Source organism: Pseudomonas sp. HY7a-MNA-CIBAN-0227 (assembly GCF_040310325.1).
In the GTDB taxonomy this organism is placed as follows: Bacteria; Pseudomonadota; Gammaproteobacteria; order Pseudomonadales; family Pseudomonadaceae; genus Aquipseudomonas.
On sequence record NZ_JBEOPT010000326.1, the window covers coordinates 1 to 242 of the forward strand.

At 43.8% G+C, this 242-nt stretch carries 1 protein-coding gene; it reads right to left on the bottom strand.

From position 1 onward, the window contains the following. The coding region (locus AAEZ06_RS28125; protein WP_350617480.1) for a hypothetical protein at positions 1-191 on the bottom strand (191 nt) is incomplete at its 3' end. Positions 192-242: the final 51 nt, after the last annotated feature.

Consider the following 242-nt stretch of genomic DNA (forward strand, 5'->3'; position numbering starts at 1 on the left):
TGATTATCCCACAGCGCGACCCCATGGTTAATGGAGGAGACTAAGCTGTATCTACCATCATGCGATAGCGCCGATGAAAACGCGCCTTGTGCAGCATGTTCATAACTGGCAACAGCTTGTTGTTTTTCATCACTACAGGCGATGGCCGATAAACAGCAAAACACGATAAAAAAAGTACGAAATAACGGCATATTACAAGCATTTCCTCTTAACTCTTAGTGATTGAGAGGTTAGACTAGGTC